General features: G+C 40.5%; 12 protein-coding genes and 1 riboswitch. Of the genes, 5 read left to right on the top strand and 7 right to left on the bottom strand.

What is annotated here, in order from left to right:
• Nucleotides 1–396: 396 nt before the first annotated feature.
• The gene (locus FTX54_RS05700) at nucleotides 397–1050 is read left to right on the top strand and encodes a cell wall hydrolase (protein ID WP_147804101.1); all 654 of its coding nucleotides are present in this window, start codon (nucleotides 397–399) and stop codon (nucleotides 1048–1050) included.
• An 851-nt stretch (nucleotides 1051–1901) separates the two neighbouring features.
• Here the strand turns inward: FTX54_RS05700 and FTX54_RS05705 are convergent.
• Both FTX54_RS05705 and FTX54_RS05710 read right to left on the bottom strand, forming a co-directional pair.
• Nucleotides 1902–3221 carry a short-chain fatty acid transporter gene (locus tag FTX54_RS05705; RefSeq protein ID WP_147804160.1) on the bottom strand — a complete coding sequence of 440 codons (1320 nt, stop codon included), beginning with the start codon at nucleotides 3219–3221 and terminating at the stop codon, nucleotides 1902–1904.
• Nucleotides 3222–3745: 524 nt separating this feature from the next.
• Complete coding sequence (locus tag FTX54_RS05710; protein WP_147804103.1) at nucleotides 3746–4723, bottom strand: Gfo/Idh/MocA family protein; 978 nt, start codon at nucleotides 4721–4723, stop codon at nucleotides 3746–3748.
• A gap of 200 nt (nucleotides 4724–4923) precedes the next feature.
• Here FTX54_RS05710 and FTX54_RS05715 point away from each other — a divergent pair, with 200 nt between their 5' ends.
• Both FTX54_RS05715 and FTX54_RS05720 read left to right on the top strand, forming a co-directional pair.
• Entirely contained in the window at nucleotides 4924–5268 is a 345-nt protein-coding gene (locus FTX54_RS05715; RefSeq protein ID WP_187254585.1) for a hypothetical protein, read from the top strand.
• A gap of 117 nt (nucleotides 5269–5385) precedes the next feature.
• Nucleotides 5386–5472: riboswitch (cyclic di-GMP riboswitch) on the top strand.
• Nucleotides 5473–5503: 31 nt separating this feature from the next.
• Nucleotides 5504–5647 carry an anti-repressor SinI family protein gene (locus FTX54_RS05720; protein ID WP_147804105.1) on the top strand — a complete coding sequence of 48 codons (144 nt, stop codon included), beginning with the start codon at nucleotides 5504–5506 and terminating at the stop codon, nucleotides 5645–5647.
• Between the two features lie 109 nt (nucleotides 5648–5756).
• Here FTX54_RS05720 and FTX54_RS05725 read toward each other — a convergent pair whose 3' ends face one another.
• From FTX54_RS05725 to FTX54_RS05735, 3 genes are all read right to left on the bottom strand, one after another.
• Nucleotides 5757–5942, bottom strand: coding sequence for a hypothetical protein (locus FTX54_RS05725; RefSeq protein ID WP_147804106.1), 186 nt, complete (start codon nucleotides 5940–5942; stop codon nucleotides 5757–5759).
• A gap of 473 nt (nucleotides 5943–6415) precedes the next feature.
• A complete protein-coding gene (locus tag FTX54_RS05730) occupies nucleotides 6416–7387 on the bottom strand; it encodes a Gfo/Idh/MocA family protein (RefSeq protein WP_147804108.1) in 972 nt (323 codons plus the stop codon).
• 120 nt (nucleotides 7388–7507) lie between these two features.
• A complete protein-coding gene (locus tag FTX54_RS05735; protein ID WP_147804109.1) occupies nucleotides 7508–7855 on the bottom strand; it encodes a hypothetical protein in 348 nt (115 codons plus the stop codon).
• A gap of 107 nt (nucleotides 7856–7962) precedes the next feature.
• Here FTX54_RS05735 and FTX54_RS05740 point away from each other — a divergent pair, with 107 nt between their 5' ends.
• Entirely contained in the window at nucleotides 7963–8667 is a 705-nt protein-coding gene (locus FTX54_RS05740; protein WP_147804110.1) for a TIGR02206 family membrane protein, read from the top strand.
• A gap of 244 nt (nucleotides 8668–8911) precedes the next feature.
• Here the strand turns inward: FTX54_RS05740 and FTX54_RS05745 are convergent, their stop codons facing one another.
• Complete coding sequence (locus FTX54_RS05745) at nucleotides 8912–9406, bottom strand: hypothetical protein (protein WP_147804111.1); 495 nt, start codon at nucleotides 9404–9406, stop codon at nucleotides 8912–8914.
• 154 nt (nucleotides 9407–9560) lie between these two features.
• Nucleotides 9561–10712, bottom strand: coding sequence for a glycerate kinase (locus FTX54_RS05750; RefSeq protein WP_147804112.1), 1152 nt, complete (start codon nucleotides 10710–10712; stop codon nucleotides 9561–9563).
• Between the two features lie 835 nt (nucleotides 10713–11547).
• Between FTX54_RS05750 and araD the strand changes: the two genes are divergently transcribed.
• Nucleotides 11548–12246, top strand: coding sequence for an L-ribulose-5-phosphate 4-epimerase (gene araD / locus FTX54_RS05755; protein WP_147804113.1), 699 nt, complete (start codon nucleotides 11548–11550; stop codon nucleotides 12244–12246).
• The last annotated feature ends 41 nt before the right edge of the window (nucleotides 12247–12287 follow it).

Below are 12287 nucleotides of genomic sequence, written 5' to 3' on the forward strand. Positions count from 1 at the left end.
TAAGTCTGTAATATAAGTATTTTATGGTAAAAGAGATTTTTTCATCCAGTTAAGGGAGAGGAATCAAGGAGTTATAATGTTTTCAAAACAGCTGCAGCCCCTGTTTTGACAGGGGCTGCAGCTGTTTTGAACTTATTGATGAAGAAATAATAATTAACATTTATACATAAAAAAGCAGTTTATAGAAAAAGATGTTTTTATTACAGGAGTTTTTCAAAAGAGGCGTTTAGAGAGCAGATTTTCAATAGTAAGTTGACAGAGGTTCATATCCTGTGGCAAACTTTGCAACGGAATGAAGGACAGATCAAAGCGATCTCGAGTCTTCGTTTCTATGAGAGCGAATGGTTCTCTTTACTTTCTTAAAAAATATTTTAAATTATAGGGGTGTTTTTCATTATGAAAAAGTTATTTACAGGAGTCACTGCAGTTACTGTCGGTGCGTCTATGTTGTTTGCTTCTAGTGTTTCAGCTCACACGGTAGAGAGCGGAGATACTATGTATAATATTGCCAGTGAAAATAGTATGTCATTGGACGAGCTGGTAGATCTAAATCCACAGATCAACAATCCAAGCGTTATAAGCATTGGAGAGCAGATCAATACTGATGGCGGAAGCAACGGTGGAAGCAGCAGTTCTGAAGAAACAGCTTCAACAGAAGACAGTGGATCTTCAAACAATTCTTCCAGTGTCAATATCTCTTCTTCTGAGCAGGATCTGCTTGAGCGTCTTGTTACTGCAGAAGCACAGGGTGAACCTTTCAATGGTAAAGTCGGTGTAGCAGAAGTAGTATTGAACCGTGTTGAATCAGGGGCATTCCCTAATAGTGTCAGTGGAGTAATTAACGAGCCTGGTCAATTTGATCCTATCCGAAATGGCTCTATTAATAATGCAGCTTCCAGCCAGTCTAAAGAGGCAGTACAGGAAGCTCTCGGTGGAAGTTCCAACGTAGGAAATGCCATTTTCTTCTACAATGCTGACATTGCAACAAACAGATGGTTGGATTCTCAGCCTACTCAATCCAAGATTGGTCAGCACACATTTAAAAACTAATTTTATTATTTAAAGAGAGGAGTTGCCGCTCCTCTCTTTTTTACGTCTTCCTTTTTACAGGGATTAATAAACATGAAATTAAGAGAAATAGGAAAATTCTATCGACACTGAAGATTTTAGCCAGTGTCGATAGAACTGTCCGCCCTCGATTTTTGAACCGTTTCTTATATTAAGGCTACCTTGAAAATAAAGTAGATAAGCGATGAACGTACGCTTTCGTTTCCATGGGGACGCTTTCCGGGCGGGCCGGCCTCAGCTGATCCCTTCCTTCCTGCGGTCGGGAGGGATGGATCTTCGGCTCGTCCTCCATCGCCCCGGAGTCGCCCCGTGTCCTCTTCCGCTTACGGTAAAAAGATAGAGAAGTATCTGCCATCTAATAAAGAAAATTCCTTCTTGAAAATCATTCATACCACCTTTATAGATAGGGAATTCCATTCCTGTAAAAGGGGATTTTCATCCTTCATGGTGCAAGGCTTTTGCATGAGTGTCTCTGTTAAAGCTCCATGTTGTTATTGGATTGCCTGCGGCTCTTTTTTCTTCGCCTGCCGCGGAGAAAGCCTTCAGCTCTCCCTCCCTGTCGTCCGATAGGATCTTCCCGCTTTCTTTTTCCGCAGGCGTCTCTGCCATGGCACTGGTTTTTACCTTGGTATCTTCTTAGTTCAACAGCAGGCTTTCTGTATGAGAGAATAAAAACGAAGCGGAAACCGGCGGACTCCTGTGGAAGAAAGAGATTGGAAAATCCCGCAGGGCGTAAGCCCGAGGAAGCTGGAAATCTCCTTCACGGCAGGCCTGCCGGGTTGAAGCGAAGTTTTCTTATATATCAACAACAGAATGCTTTAACAGAGCTTATATTAAATAAACAGTAGTCCCAGTCCAATAACAGCGCCGCTGAGGAATAAAACCCATATACAGAATCCCATGATATCACGAGCATTCAAACCTGCAATAGCAAGTGCAGGAAGGGCCCAGAATGGCTGTATCATATTTGTCCAGGCATCGCCCCAGGCTACAGCCATGGAGGTTCTGGCAGCACTCACTCCAAGTTCCTGTCCTGCTGCAAGCATAATAGGAGCCTGAACGGCCCATTGTCCGCCTCCGGAAGGAACAAAAAAGTTTACAATACCTGCACTTAAAAAGGCGAAAAGAGGAAAAGTCATTTCATTGGATAAGGAAACAAACCAGGATGAAAATTCCACTGCAAGTCCGGATGCTACCATCATTCCCATAATTCCGGCATAAAACGGGAATTGAATAATTATTCCCCCTGCATTTTTAACTGCTTCGGCTACACTCGCTAAATAATTTTTTGGAGTGGCATGAAAGAGTATGCCAAGAAATAAAAATATAAAATTCACTATGTTTAAATTTAAATTGAAACCCGCCGTGATCAGGTAATAAAGAATAAAACTCAATCCGAGTAAACCGGTGACCATGGAGAGCACCATGCTGTTTTCCAGACGTTCGGCAGGAGTTTGATCCGCTTTAGGCGGACTTTCTTTAACGTCTGCAGAATCTTTTAAAAGCGAAGGATCGACAGTTACCGCATCTTTAGAACTCATCATCATTCTGTTCAAAACAGGCACTGTGATAAATAGAGAAGCTACTATAATTAAATTAAAAGGAGCAAATATGGTTTCGCTTGTTGGGATGATCCCGATAATATCTTCTGAAAAATGTCCTTCTGTAGCTACAGTTAAAGGAATAGAGCCTGCCAGACCCCCGTGCCAGACAATAAAACCGCTGTACGCGCTTGCAATAAGCAGGCGGTAGTCCACTGTAGTAATACGACGGGCCAGAGCTTTTGCAAAGAGAGCGCCTATAACAAGGCCGAAACCCCAGTTAATCCAGCTTGCCAGAAGTCCCACGAGTGTCACAATCACAATAGCCTGTCCAGGTGTGGAAGCCAAACCGGCCAGTTTTCGCAGTCCTTCCTTGAAAATCCGGCTGCTTGCTAGTACATATCCGGTTACGAGTACCAGCACCATCTGCATAGCAAACTCAAGCAAATCCCAAAATCCTTCTCCCCAGTGAACAACCATATCAACAGGCGTGCTCGGAGTTAACAGAAGACCCATTACAAACACAACGAAAGTAAGAATAATGACAAATAGAAAGGGATCCGGTAAATAACGCTGCATAATTCTTGTTGAAAAATCAGTAAGCGTTTTCAAAAACAAAACCTCCATTATAATAATATAATCTCTGTCAATACGCATTGTTTCCCGGTCGAGAGGAAAGCCGCATGCGCTCCCAAAAATCATGGACTTTTAACAGAGACACTCATGCAGAATCGCTGCATCATGTTAGATGAAAATGGCCTTCTATAAAAATGGAGCTTCTCCCCCTATTCAGGTGGAAGGAATGATGATCTGAAGGGGTTTTCGTTATTAGAAGACTGGTTCTGCTGTATTTTTTCCACAAGCTGGAGGGCAGATGGCCTGCCCTTCGCCCTATCGGAAACGAAAGCGCCCGTTTATCGCTTATATCCTTTATTTTCAAGGTAGAAATGTGCAGTATTCACATTTTTATGTACTTTTCACGATAATCTGCAGGAAGTTCACGTGAATGAAAATTTATTATATAGTAGAAATTTTCATGAAAGACTCCTCTCCTTAAAAACCCTTTCTCTGCTGCGCTGAGAAGCTTAAGCGATGAAAAAGAATGTCGGCGGAGAGGAGTTTCCTTAAGAAATATTTCAGTTTTGGGAAGCGTACATTGCTTCAATAACTTTCATATTGTTATGGGTGCTTTCGGGAGTATAAACTGGATCTTTTCCTTCAAGCAGGCATTCAGAAAAGTGTGCAATTTGATTTGTAAATTGGTTACCCTCAAAGAATCGATGCTCCTGAACTATTCCTTCCTTATCCTTGACGATAACTTCACCATTACCGCCTTGTGGATTCTGATCAGGTCGAAAAGCATAGGGCACTTCGATTCGTCCTCTGGACCCGACAACTTCATAGCGGTTTAAAGCTGCTTCGTCAAAGCTGCAGTCAATTACACAATCAACATCGTTAAAATTAAGCAGACCGGTAGTGGAAATATCTACATTAATATTCTCGATTTTCCGAGCTGCCGAAAAGACGTGAGTCGGTTCCTGCCGCAGGAGGTGACGGCATATATGAACACAATAACAACCGACATCATATAAACTGCCACCGCCTAAATCAGCATCAAGACGTATGTTTTTGGCGGCTAAATCCAGTGGGAAAGAAAAAGAAGAACGGATACGTTTGATTGTACCTATCGTGCCGCTGTCCATCACTTCACGGACGTAATCATGCTGAGGATGAAACTGATACATAAAGCCTTCCATCCAGGTCATTCCTGTAGCTTTTCCCGCTTCTCTTATTTCATGAATATCGTTGGATGTAACTGCTGCTGGTTTTTCAACCAGAACATGTTTTTGATGATTCATTGATTTAATGACCCATTCTTTGTGGAGGGAATTTGGAAGTGGAATATAAACGGCATCAATTTCCGGATCTTTAAGAAGCGCTTCATATGAATCATGAGCTTTTTCTGCTCCCCATTTTTCTGCTGTTTCCGCAGCTTTTCCGCTTTGGCTTGCTACGGCCTTGAGAACGGCGTTTGAAGCTTCTTTTATAGCAGGTACCATCTGATTTTCAGCTATTGCCGCACTGCTTAGAATTCCCCATCTTATATGCTGCATGGAAGATTCCTCCTTTTCTCAAAATATGGTTCTTTAAATAACTTTCCACATTAAACATGCTTATTCCTGCAAAGAATGAAAGGAGTCGTTGATTCACCTTAAAAAAGTTAATAAGAACAAACCAGAGTTTTCAAAACGGATTCGGAATACCCAAAAAAGGGTAAGTATTTAATAAAAAAGCTGGTTAAGGGGTGTATATTATGGGCCGCCTCCTTTTCTTATTCTGTATTTTATTAAACAGCAGCTGCAGCAGTTTTTCATTTACCTCAGCGGAGCCGGAGCGGCCACCGGATTTAACTGGAATAATCGTGGAATTAGATGTAAACAGAAACAGGTTTATGATAGAAGAGGAGAGTGGGGAAAATATTTGGCTTAGTGAACATATGAATTCAGAATTCCGTACTGGATCAGGAAACGATATAGCTGTGGAAGACCTTCGCACAGGAATGGTTCTCGAAATATGGCTCCTGGAAGAATTAATGGATACGGAACCTCCCATGGGATCGATTGAGTTTTTGCAGGTTGAACAACAGGAAATTAAATAGTGAAAAAAGAAAATATTATGATGCAGTTTATTAAACAATACTTTCGGCTCATTTATTCGTTTAAATAAATATTATATAATATTTCCATTGAGTTGTCGGAATATTTTGGATAATAACTGCAGAAAAAGGTAAAACTGTTGAAAAACAGTGACACAAAGTGACGGACCTAAGGGAGTAGAGACCTATGGTGGCCGCATTGCCTGTCAGTTAACACTGATAGGAGGGGAAGCGCGATATGTTAAGGGCAGCGCGTGAAAAAACTTGGGCAGAGTTGTTGAGGGAAGCTAGAGACATGGGATTGACGCCGTCGGACATTCGCAGCTATCTGGATAAAAAAGCAGATTCTCCAGTTTCGAAATCTAAAAAAACAGTGGTATAAAAAAGGCAGGAGCTCCTGGTGTTACAGGAGCTCCTGCCTTTTTAAAGCCGTAAATAAGACTCTGGCTAAATGAATAGAATAATTGCATCTGCCATAAAGGTACTACTTATTATTTATAGAGCATTTTAACAGAGAAATCTTTATAGGATTGTTTTAACTCATCATAATAACTACGGGCTGATTCCTGATCTGTCAGCATAAGCTCTTCAAGCGCCTGACCATTGCGCGGGTCCAGAATATTCTGCATTTCTCCCTCGGAATCAAGAACAATTACTGAATATTTTTTTTCCATCATAGCAGCACTCCTTTCTCAGTCGTTTGTTACAGTTCTGTTACATTACTATTTCCTTCTGTAGAAAAATTAAAACATGTGATTTGTAAAATAACGCAGGAAGAGGGGAACATGGTATTAAACAGACACTCATGCAACATGCAACATGAAAGATGAAAATAGCTTTCTATAGGAATGGACTTTCCTCTATACAGTTGGAATAAATGATGTTCAATAGGTATCTTCTTTATTAGAAGACAAATTCTACTCCTTATTTTTACGGGGCGCGGGAGTGGACATGGGACGACTCCAGGACGATAAAGGACGAGCCCCACTCCGCCCGACCAATGGGAAGACGGAATCAGCTGAGTCCGGCCCGCCTGGGGCGTCCCCATGGAAACGAAAGCGCCCATTTATCGTTTATCTGCTTTATTTTCAAGGCAGCCTTTTTAGTCAGAGTTTTTCAACGAACGCTGTTCATTATAAACTTGTGACTATTATGGAAAAATAAGGTTGGCAGATTTCCGTGCTTCATCGAGAACATGCATCACATCTTTTGTATATACCTGAAGCTCTGCAGCACGTTTGAAATCTTGTTTCGATACCATATCCTGAAAAACAGCTAATTCGTAATACATCAGATTTTCTTTTTGCGGGATTGTTTTTGGCGCAGCCTCACCATTTATATGAACATTAATTTCCCGGCAGCCGTTTACTCCATTTAACACGTGGAGCCAGCCCTTTTCGCCCTGAATAAGAGCGGAATTTAACCCGGAAGTATCTTTGCTTCCGATGCAGATGGCTTTAAAGTTATTATAACTGAGCAGCACACATCCGGATGTGTCAATTCCGTTAGAATGAAAATTGGCTTCATACGTTACTCTTTGAGGACGCCCGAAGAGGCGGACGGTGAAATAAAGATTATAAAGGTTAATATCCATTAATGCTCCACCTGCAAATGCCGGATTGAAAACGTTCGGTGTTTCACCAGCCAGAAGTTTATCATAACGGCTGGAGTATTGACTGTAATTGCATTGAATCAAACGGAGAGGACCAAGACCTCTAATTTCTTTTTCAATTTGGTGGAAATTTGGCAGGTGGATCGTAGTGATAGCTTCCATAAGAATTACTTCGTATTGTTCAGCTGTTTTTATCAGGTGTGATGCCTGTTCTGAATTTGCACAGAAAGGTTTTTCTACAAGCACGTTTTTGCCTGCTTGAATGGCCTGCAAGGCATGAGTGTAGTGCATACTGTTTGGAGAAGCTATGTATACAGCATCTATGAATGGATCAGCCAGCATTTTTTCGTAGGAAGTATAGATAGAGCCGATACCGTATTTATTTTGGAGAGATACAGCGTTTTCTTCTTTTCGCGTATATATTGCAGCTGGGTGCACTGTCCCGTTTATTTCCGCTGCTTCTAAAAACCTGTCCACAATAAAACCAGTGCCGACACAGGCAATATTCATCGGGAAATCCTCCTTTTTCATCTTTTTATCCATTGAAGCAGTGTATAGGCGGTGGACACGGTTTTCTGGTTAATGAGGTCACGCATGGATAAAATCCAAAGGACCCCGCACTTAATTTTATTAAGTTAAAGGTGGCCGGGTTTTAGGAAGAAGCTTTTCGTAGGTCAAATAGGAATAAAACCTGTAGAAGAGAGTTACTAATGCAAGTATTCCTACGATTGCTGTCTGAAAAGGTTCAAGGTAAAAAGCCATAATTACGGTCAGCAGGATTGAAAAAAACACAACTAAGTTTCCGGAAAAACCATTGATGGGATAATTATCGAGCAGAAAAGACTTTCTCCCTTTCAATTCTCTGGAATAGCACTGTTCATGATAAGGATGAACGTTAAGAAGTTTTTTTGTTGTTATTAATTCCTTCCGGGAGGGAATTGGTTTTTGACAGTATTCACATATAACAGGTTTTTGCATGCTTTAATCTCCCATCGCTCCCCGATTATTATTTCCAATGTTATTGCATGTTACTTGTACTTTCAATAAGATTTTAATAATAGATAAATAACGCAAGGAGGGAAGTTATGTTTATTGGAGGAGACTCTTCTCTTGCCCCCTTTGAAATGTTTCAATTTCAGCATATCATAATGATAACGTTATTATTTATTGGAATTATCGTCATTTATGTGACAAAAAATAAAAAGGTGCAGCGTTCAGTAGAAATTATTACGGCCTTATCATTAATACTTTTTGAAATTTCCTATCAGCTGTGGCTTTTGTTAACGGGAAACTGGGAAATTCACCATGCACTGCCTCTGGAACTCAGCAGCATAAGTATTATACTTGTGATTATTCTGCTTTTAACCGGGAAACGTGAATTGTTTGAAATTACTTTTTTCATTGCTATTGGAGGAGCATTGCAGGCTGTTGTTACTCCTGTTCTGAACTTCGGCTGGCCTCATTTTCGCTACTGGCACTTTTTTTATACTCATATTGCCGTAATATGGGCTGTTTTTTATTTCCTTTGGCATAAAGCTTATCGCCTTAAGTTCTGGAGTGTAATCAAAGCGCTGATTTTTTTAAATCTTCTTCTTCCTTTTATTTGGTTAATCAACAATTGGTCAGGTGGTAATTACTGGTTCATTATGGAAAAACCAGCTGGAGGAAGTCTTCTCAATTACCTCGGTCCTGAACCATGGTATATATTAGGAATGGAAGCTGCGGCTGTGGTCATGTTTACAGCCCTATGGCTGATTTTCGGAAGAGGAAAAGAAAGTGTCGAAAGATAGAAGGAGCTTGCTGAAGACCGTTTATAAGAAACTTGTTTGTCATTTCTACCATCCTGGGAGCATCTTCAATTTATTGGAATAAGAAAAAGTGTCCTGACAACTATTTGTCAGGACACTTTTTTTAGAAGATAGAAGATTTAAAAAGAAAAATTTTCACGGAGCAGCCGGTTTGTCAGGTGAAAAACGTCCAGATAATAGTTTTCTCATTCAGTCACCGATTCTATATTCAGACAATAGTGAGAATTTATTCTTTCTCCTGTCGTCCACTGCTTTCTACAGGTTCTTCTCCTTCTTTCACGTCCCGGGTAATGTAATATTGATATTCATAGTCCGGTTCATCTTCAAAGGTAACAAGCATCGTAAATATAGGATCTTCATCCCTGCTGCTATGCTCTATTTCCCAGGACCGCTCAGGATGTTCTTCCTCCAGATGTTCATTAAGAAATTCGATACGTTCCGGAACATCATTATAAATAAGCTGATAAGGACGAATAAGCCAGAACGTGGAACCAACGAGAATAACTGCCGCTAAGAAAGTCAGGATCAGTCCTTTAAGAAGGGTAAGACTTTTAGGTATAAAGAGGAGCGATAAAAAAAGAATGGTGGCTATACCGGAAGTAACTAGTGCAGAAATGTCTTCCACCCGGTTGGAGTGGGGTGATATGTAAAATTGATAAAAAATGACAGAAGCAGCCAAAAGCATGGCAAAAATGATGATAAAAATAAAGCGTGAAAACATGATTTACGATCTCCTTTGTATATATTTCCGTATCTAAGCGTAGCACAGGAGAATGGGAAAAGAAATATTCGCAGAGACGGAAAAAGGACGGAGCAGAGAGGGGGTAATTTCACTTTAAATGGAAATAACATATCAAAGGTAAAAGAGCTGCTTTTTAATCCGGGATTTTCTTTGACAAATTGACGAGTCTGCCGATGTTTTCAGCAGTATGTGAAATATGCCGGGGAGTAAGCTGTTTCAATTCTTCGATTCCTGCTATTTCTGACAGGGTACTAAATACAGCATCTATACCATGCTCAAAAACATTTTCATACCCATCAGTAATACTTCCGCACAGAGCAATTACAGGTATCCCGGCATTTAGTTTTTTGGAAAGAGCCGCAACATAAATCGGAGTTTTTCCATAAATCGTCTGGCTATTGATGCCGCCCTCACCGGTAACGACGAGATCAGCCTGCTTAAGATAATGCTCGAGATTAACAACATCTGCAACAATTTCAGCCCCTTTTTCAAGAAAAGCAGGAAAGAAACCTAAAAATGCAGCGCCAAGTCCACCTGCAGCACCAGCACCGGCAATATTATCTATAGGAACTCCGGCAGCTGCTTCTCCAACAGTCGCAAATCGTTTTAATGCATTATCGAGGACTTTTATATCTTCAGCATCTGCTCCCTTCTGAGGACCGTAAACGGCGGAAGCACCATATTCTCCTGTAAGAGGATTTTCAACATCACAGGCAATGCGAAACGTGGACTCTGAAATTCTTGTGTCAAAACTGGTCAGGTCAATTGTTTCCAACTCAGCTAAAGCAGCACCACCTGGATGCAGCTGAAAGCCATTTTTATCTCTGAAGACGGCTCCAAGGGATTGAAGCATGCCGGCGCCACCATCGTTCGTGGCACTTCCGCCAATTCCTATTATGAAATTTCTCGTACCTCTGTTTAGAGCGTGTAATATAAGTTCTCCAGTTCCGTATGAAGAAGCTTTTCTGACATCGCGTTCTATTGATTGAACCAAATGTATGCCGGAAGCTTCTGCCATTTCAATAAAGGCGGTATCGTTATTTCCCGATAAACCATAGCGTGCCTGAATAAGTCGGCCAAGCGGATCATGGACATCTGCAGAAATAAAAGATCCGTTTGTTGCATCCACCATTGCGGCCACTGTCCCTTCTCCTCCATCGGCCATTGGACATATGAATGTTTCAGCACAGGGAAGCGATTTTTTAAAGCCGGCTGCTGCAGCTTCTCCAACTTCGTAAGCAGACAAAGTTTCTTTAAATGAATCTGGAGCAATAACAATTTTCATTTTAAGCCTCCAATATAGTAAGTTTAAAATTTCAGAACGGCATATCATACAGCTATTATAATGATGTACTAATTATAAAATAATTCTTATTTAAAGATTTTAAGGGAATTAATCTATTTCTCAAAGCGAATTCTCTGTTAATTTTTAAAAGTTGTTTCATCATTAATATATTTTATTTATTAAAAGACTCAGATGATAGAAACAGAAGAGCGCCTGCCTCTATGAATCAGCTCTGCCTGATAACGTGTTGGTCTTGTGGAAAAGAGGCGGTGGAAGACAAGCAGGAAATTGCCATCTGCCAGAGATAAATTATCAGGGGTGGATATGAATATTCAGCAGGGAATTATGAGAATACTTCCATGAAATATAAAAAATAAAAGATATTAAAATGCAAACAACACTTGCGCATAAGTTAGTATTATTCTATGATTATACTATATCTTGTACGTATAAGAGTGGGTATGATGGAGAATCTGTGATTCAGGTGTCGTGATGCTTTCGAAATTTTACTTATACTTTATATTTTAGCTCTGTAAAAGCCTGTTGTTGTTATATATAAGAAAACTTAGCTTCAACCCGGCAGGTGGAAGAGCCGCAGGCAATCCAATAACAACACGGAGCTTTAACAGAGCCTATATTTTTAGAAAGATTTGAAATGTAGAGGAATTGGTGAGAGAAAAACGTATTCCAGTTTCAAAACTCAGCTTAACATGAACTTATATTCAAGCTGCTTTGCAAGCGGATACATTTAACCGATACCTTTTCTGTTAATAAGTTTTCTTAAAACGGATCTTGTCTTTAAAAGAGTTAAATAATAATGGAGGTGAAAAACCATATGTCACTAAAAAAATTAAAACAGCAGGTGCTTGAAGCAAATCAAGCGCTCCCAGCTTATAAACTGGTTACATTTACGTGGGGAAATGTAAGCGGTATTGACCGGAAATCCAATCTTGTTGTAATCAAACCGAGCGGAGTAGAATATGAGGATTTAAACATGGATAACCTCGTTGTAGTCAATATGCAGGGAGAAGTTGTGGAGGGGAGCCTGAAACCTTCTTCCGATACGCCGACCCATATTGAATTGTACAAGCATTTTCCTAATATAGGCGGCGTGGTGCATACTCACTCTCCGTGGGCGACAAGCTGGGCCCAGGCTGGTAAGGATATAGAAGCTCTTGGAACTACTCAGGGAGACTATTATTACGGTGCCATTCCATGCACGAGATCATTGAAAAAAGAGGAAATACAAGAAGAATATGAAAAAAAGACGGGAACAGTTATAGTGGAAACCTTTCAGGAACGTGGGATCGATCCGAACACTGTTCCCGGGGCACTTGTAAGGAATCACGCGCCTTTTAACTGGGGAAAAAACCCGGAAGATGCTCTTCATAACGCCGTGGTATTGGAAGAAGTCGCAAAAATGGCAGCGGCGACTTATCAAATTAATCCTGAGGCAGAAAAAATGGACCAGGTTCTGCTTGACAAACATTATTTAAGAAAACATGGTAAAGACGCCTATTACGGCCAGTATTAATAAGCTTCTCTATTCATGTACTGTATTGTTATTACAGGAAA

This window comes from Alkalicoccus halolimnae (assembly GCF_008014775.2).
In the GTDB taxonomy this organism is placed as follows: Bacteria; Bacillota; Bacilli; order Bacillales; family Salisediminibacteriaceae; genus Alkalicoccus; species Alkalicoccus halolimnae.

Bases quoted from the DNA above. Each gene is read 5' to 3' on its own strand.
- FTX54_RS05735 (WP_147804109.1), bottom strand. From the start codon at position 7,855: ATGCAAAAACCTGTTATATGTGAATACTGTCAAAAACCAATTCCCTCC.
- FTX54_RS05745 (WP_147804111.1), bottom strand. From the start codon at position 9,406: ATGTTTTCACGCTTTATTTTTATCATCATTTTTGCCATGCTTTTGGCT.
- FTX54_RS05725 (WP_147804106.1), bottom strand. From the start codon at position 5,942: ATGATGGAAAAAAAATATTCAGTAATTGTTCTTGATTCCGAGGGAGAA.
- FTX54_RS05720 (WP_147804105.1), top strand. From the start codon at position 5,504: ATGTTAAGGGCAGCGCGTGAAAAAACTTGGGCAGAGTTGTTGAGGGAA.
- FTX54_RS05710 (WP_147804103.1), bottom strand. From the start codon at position 4,723: ATGCAGCATATAAGATGGGGAATTCTAAGCAGTGCGGCAATAGCTGAA.
- FTX54_RS05700 (WP_147804101.1), top strand. From the start codon at position 397: ATGAAAAAGTTATTTACAGGAGTCACTGCAGTTACTGTCGGTGCGTCT.
- FTX54_RS05750 (WP_147804112.1), bottom strand. From the start codon at position 10,712: ATGAAAATTGTTATTGCTCCAGATTCATTTAAAGAAACTTTGTCTGCT.
- FTX54_RS05715 (WP_187254585.1), top strand. From the start codon at position 4,924: ATGGGCCGCCTCCTTTTCTTATTCTGTATTTTATTAAACAGCAGCTGC.
- araD (WP_147804113.1), top strand. From the start codon at position 11,548: ATGTCACTAAAAAAATTAAAACAGCAGGTGCTTGAAGCAAATCAAGCG.
- FTX54_RS05730 (WP_147804108.1), bottom strand. From the start codon at position 7,387: ATGAATATTGCCTGTGTCGGCACTGGTTTTATTGTGGACAGGTTTTTA.
- FTX54_RS05740 (WP_147804110.1), top strand. From the start codon at position 7,963: ATGTTTATTGGAGGAGACTCTTCTCTTGCCCCCTTTGAAATGTTTCAA.